Source organism: Streptomyces sp. NPDC005485, assembly GCF_040606085.1.
In the GTDB taxonomy this organism is placed as follows: Bacteria; Actinomycetota; Actinomycetes; order Streptomycetales; family Streptomycetaceae; genus Streptomyces.
Genome location: NZ_JBEXDZ010000289.1, coordinates 1 through 4,841, shown reverse-complemented (window position 1 = coordinate 4,841; position 4,841 = coordinate 1). Strand labels below are relative to the sequence as shown.

The following is a 4,841-nucleotide window of genomic DNA, read 5'->3' as shown; positions in this document are numbered from 1 at the left end:
CAGGGGGCCGCCATGTGGCTGCGGCCCCCCGAGCCGGGGTGCGAGATCGAACCCTCGCTGCCGACACTGTCGGCCGTTGGGGGCGTGGGGGGCGCGCCCGAACCCATGTGGACGCCCACGCCGAGGGTCTTGAAGTCGCAGTTCAGGATGTTGGCGCGGTGGCCGGGGCTGTTCATCCAGGCCTCCATCACGGCGGCCGCGTCGGCCTGGCCGCGGGCGATGTTCTCCCCGCCCAGGCTGGTGATGCCGGCCTTCGCCGCGCGGTCCCAGGGGGTGGCGCCGCTCGGGTCGGTGTGGTCGAAGAACCCGCGCGCGGCCATGTCCTCACTGAAGGCCGAGGCCAGGTCCGACAGCGCGCTGTTCGCCGCAACCGGGCTGCAGCCGACCTTGGACCGCTCCACGTTGACGAGCTTGAGCACCTCGGCCTCGGCCGCGCTCTCGGCGGACACCGTGACCGGGGCGGTGGTCTTCGGGGCCTTCGTGGCCGGCTTGCTCGGCTTCGCGGGGGCCTTGGTCGCCGTCTTGCTCGGCTTGCCGACGGGCTTCTTCGACTTCGGCGGCGTCTTCTTCGAAGGCGCGGTCGGCGCCGAGGAGGAGGGCGAGGCCGACGGCGAGGAGGCGCGGTCGGAGTCCCGGCTCGTCGACTGGTCGTCGTCGCGGTCGTCCGCGGTGCCCGACGTGCCGCCCTGCTGGGTCTCCAGGCTGGACGGGGAGTCGATGGCCTGCACCTTGTCGGAGTTGCTGCTGCCGCCCCCGAGGGCGTAGTTGTCGCTGCCCGGCAGCACGCCGGTCGCCACGGCGACGGTGCCGAGGGCCACGGCCGCCGATACACCGAGCAGGCCGTTGCGCACCGGTGTCGCGGTTTTCTTCCTCCGGCGGTGTGAACGGCTGCCGGCCGGGGTAGCACTGGCCATGGCGTAGCCGTAGAGGTTCTCGGGGCCGTAGCTCTCCGTGTGAACCGGGTGTGTTTCCGTGATCCCGGTGGCGCGGCCTGTAGCGGCGCGGCCGGCGGCGGAGCGTCGGTGGCGTCCCATACTCCTGGCCTTCCTCATCCTTGCGGGCAACGTGCCTCACCCGAACGAGTGAGGCTCATTGGGTCGGGACGGTACCTCATGGCGCAAGAGGAGGAAGTGCTCCGAGTGCAATTGGCCGGTTAGCGTGCACCCATGAACGAGGATGCAAGGCTCGTGGCGTGGGTACGCGGAAGGGTCCAGGGTGTGGGTTTCCGCTGGTACACGCGGGCCAGGGCGCTGGAGATCGGCGGGCTGAGTGGTTTTGCTCTCAATTTGGACGACGGACGGGTCCAGGTGGTCGCCGAGGGCTCACGAACCGGATGCCAGGCCCTGCTCGACTGGCTCCAGGGGGACGACACACCCGGGCGTGTGGACGGAGTGACTGAGATCTGGGACACGCCCCGCGGTCACTACGACGCCTTCGCGATCCGCTGACGCTTCGACGGCGACACCCCCGGTGGGGGCCCTGTGACATGCCGTGCGCACGTGCCCACGGCAGAGATGACCTGGTGGTTGCCAAGAACGGCTTGTCGTGGGAGGCTCCGCACTTAAGGATGATCTCCACGCCCTCAGGGCCCCGCAGGAGTCGCAGCGCAGCCGCTTCCAGGCCGCGTGCCCCCGGGTTGCCCGCCAATACAGGGCGTGATCGTGTTGACCGTCAAACTTTTTGGTGAGACGCTGAAAGCCCCGCGCACCTTAGCTGTTTGGCATGTGGAACGGCAGCAAGAATTTAGCAAGTGTCAAGCATCGCGGGTGCGATTCCCTCACGACCTATCGACCCACACCGCATCGGTCGGTCACTCAGTGTGGAGGACCATCCATCATGGCAAAGGCGCTTCTCGGTTACGTCGGCGGCTCCGACCCGCGACTCATCGCCGAGATGCGACGGCTCCAGCAGCGCGTCCAGGACCTCGAATCCGAACTCGTACGGATTCAGGCCGAGAACGACGCGCTCGCGGCTGCCGCTTCTCACGACTCGGACTCGCTTCTCGACAGCATCGACGTACCCCAGGCGGAGCCTGCGCTCACCTGATCACTGCACCGCATAGCACCACTATGACAGCGGTGGTTGGGCTGCCCGTATTCAGCCGCTGAGTTGTCAGAGTTGCAAGGGACGCCGTTCAGGCGTCCCTTCTTTCTTGCCCTCCGCTTGTCGAGCTTGTCGTGCTGATTCCCCCGCGCACGCTTCCACTCTCTTTAACGTCTGATGTGCCCTGCACGTTCATGGGTGAAACCGCGCGTTCATGGAGTGAGATACGGGCGGAAGGTAGAGTCCAGCGGCGTGCACCTCAAGGCCCTGACCCTGCGCGGGTTCAAATCGTTCGCCTCGGCCACCACGCTGCGGTTCGAGCCGGGCATCACGTGCGTCGTCGGTCCCAACGGCTCGGGCAAGTCGAATGTCGTGGACGCGCTCAGCTGGGTCATGGGCGAGCAGGGCGCCAAGTCGCTGCGCGGCGGCAAGATGGAGGACGTCATCTTCGCCGGCACCACCGGGCGGCCGCCGCTCGGCCGGGCCGAGGTGTCCCTCACCATCGACAACTCCGACGGCGCGCTGCCCATCGAGTACGCCGAGGTCACCATCACGCGGATCATGTTCCGCAACGGCGGCAGCGAGTACCAGATCAACGGCGACACCTGCCGGCTGCTCGACATCCAGGAACTGCTGTCCGACTCCGGCATCGGCCGCGAGATGCACGTCATCGTCGGACAGGGCCAGCTCGACTCCGTACTCCACGCCGATCCGATGGGCCGCCGCGCCTTCATCGAGGAGGCCGCGGGCGTCCTCAAGCACCGCAAGCGCAAGGAGAAGGCGCTGCGCAAGCTCGACGCGATGCAGGCCAACCTCGCGCGCGTGCAGGACCTCACGGATGAACTGCGCAGGCAGTTGAAGCCCCTTGGCCGGCAGGCCGCCGTCGCCCGCCGCGCCGCCGTCATCCAGGCCGACCTGCGCGACGCCCGTCTGCGCCTCCTCGCCGACGATCTCGTACGACTGCGGCAGGCGCTGCGGGCCGAGATCGCCGACGAGGCCGCGCTCAAGGAACGCAAGGACGGCGCCGAGGCCGAGCTGAAGAGGGCACTCCAGCGCGAGGCGCAGTTGGAGGACGAGGTACGGCAGCTCACTCCGCGTCTCCAGCGTGCCCAGCAGACCTGGTACGAGCTGTCGCAGCTCGCCGAGCGGGTGCGCGGCACGATCTCGCTGGCCGACGCGCGCGTCAAGAGCGCCACGTCGGCTCCGCCCGAGGAGCGGCGCGGGCGCGACCCCGAGGACATGGAGCGCGAGGCCGCCCGGATCCGCGAGCAGGAGGCCGAGCTCGAAGCGGCCCTGGAGGCGGCCGAGCATGCCCTGGAGGACACGGTCGAGCACCGCGCCGAGCTGGAACGCGAGTTGACGGTCGAGGAACGGCGCCTGAAGGACGTGGCCCGCTCGATCGCCGACCGCCGCGAGGGGCTCGCCCGGCTGAGCGGCCAGGTCAACGCCGCCCGCTCGCGAGCCGCCTCCGCCCAGGCCGAGATCGACCGGCTCGCCGCCGCCCGCGACGAGGCGCAGGAGCGCGCGGTCACGGCACAGGAGGAGTACGAGCAGCTCAAGGCCGAGGTCGACGGGCTGGACGCGGGCGACGAGGAACTGGGCGCCCGGCACGAGGAGGCCAAGCGCGCCCTCGCGGACGCGGAGGCCGAGCTGACGGCGGCCCGCGAGGCGACCACCACGGCGGAACGCAGACGGGCCGCGACCCGGGCCCGTCACGAGGCGCTCGCCCTGGGCCTGCGCCGCAAGGACGGCACGGGGGCCCTCCTCGGCGCCAGGGACCGCCTCATCGGCCTGCTCGGCCCCGCCGCCGAACTTCTCTCCGTCACCCCCGGCTTCGAAGTTCCCCTGGCCGCCGCCCTCGGCGCCGCTGCCGACGCCATCGCCATGACCACCCCCGCCGCCGCGGCCGACGCCATCCGCCTGCTGCGCAAACAGGACGCGGGCCGGGCGGCACTGCTGCTGGCGGGGGGCGGCGCCCCCGATGACGTGGACCCGGAACCGGAGCACCGCGACGGGCCTCCCCGCGCAGCCGACCTCGTCCGAGGACCCGACGAACTGATGCCCGCCGTACGGCGGTTGCTGCGGGGGATTGTCGTCGTCGGCACCCTGGAGGACGCCGAGGACCTTGTGTACGCCCGGCCCGAGGTGACCGCTGTCACCGCTGAAGGGGATCTGCTCGGGGCGCACTTCGCACACGGCGGGTCGGCCGGGGCGCCGAGTCTGCTCGAAGTGCAGGCATCCGTCGACGAGGCCGCGGCCGAGTCGGCGGAGCTGGCCGTGCGGTGCGAGGAGCTCACCGAGGCGCAGCACGGGGCGGCCGAGCGGCGCCGGGAGTGCGCCGCGCTGGTGGAGGAGCTGGGGGAGCGGCGGCGGACCGTCGAGCGGGAGAAGTCGTCCGTGGCGCAACAGCTGGGCCGGCTGGCCGGGCAGGCACGCGGCGCCGCCGGCGAGGCCGAGCGGAGCACCGCGGCCGCGGCGCGGGCCCAGGAGGCGCTCGACCGGGCCCTGGAGGAGGCGGAGGAGCTGGCCGAACGGCTCGTCGTCGCCGAGGAGATGCCCGTCGAGGAGGAGCCCGACACCGGCGCACGGGACCGGCTCGCGGCCGACGGCGCCAACGCGCGGCAGACCGAGATGGAGGCCCGGCTCCAGGTGCGCACGCACGAGGAGCGGGTCAAGGGGCTCGCCGGTCGGGCCGATTCGCTGGACCGGGCCGCACGCGCCCAAAGCGAGGCACGCGCCCGAGCGGATCAGCGCCGCGCCCGGCTGCGCCACTACGCAGCCGACGCCGAGGCCGTCGC

The 4,841-nt window shown here is 71.3% G+C and carries 4 protein-coding genes; 3 read left to right on the top strand and 1 reads right to left on the bottom strand.

The window, feature by feature from the left end; translation table 11 throughout:
- A partial coding sequence (locus ABZS97_RS43440; protein WP_356149389.1) for a CAP domain-containing protein occupies positions 1 to 1,034 on the bottom strand: 1,034 nt, incomplete at its 3' end.
- A 132-nt stretch (positions 1,035 to 1,166) separates the two neighbouring features.
- Between ABZS97_RS43440 and ABZS97_RS43435 the strand changes: the two genes are divergently transcribed.
- From ABZS97_RS43435 to smc, 3 genes are all read left to right on the top strand, one after another.
- The gene (locus ABZS97_RS43435; protein WP_356149386.1) at positions 1,167 to 1,448 is read left to right on the top strand and encodes an acylphosphatase; all 282 of its coding nucleotides are present in this window, start codon (positions 1,167 to 1,169) and stop codon (positions 1,446 to 1,448) included.
- 388 nt (positions 1,449 to 1,836) lie between these two features.
- Positions 1,837 to 2,046 (top strand): hypothetical protein, encoded by a 210-nt coding sequence (locus tag ABZS97_RS43430; protein WP_356149383.1) that lies wholly within the window; start codon positions 1,837 to 1,839, stop codon positions 2,044 to 2,046.
- 249 nt (positions 2,047 to 2,295) lie between these two features.
- The coding region (smc, locus tag ABZS97_RS43425) for a chromosome segregation protein SMC (protein WP_356149380.1) at positions 2,296 to 4,841 on the top strand (2,546 nt) is incomplete at its 3' end.

Excerpts from the sequence above, each read along its gene's own strand:
- ABZS97_RS43435 (WP_356149386.1), top strand. The coding sequence starts at position 1,167 with ATGAACGAGGATGCAAGGCTCGTGGCGTGGGTACGCGGAAGGGTCCAG.
- ABZS97_RS43430 (WP_356149383.1), top strand. The coding sequence starts at position 1,837 with ATGGCAAAGGCGCTTCTCGGTTACGTCGGCGGCTCCGACCCGCGACTC.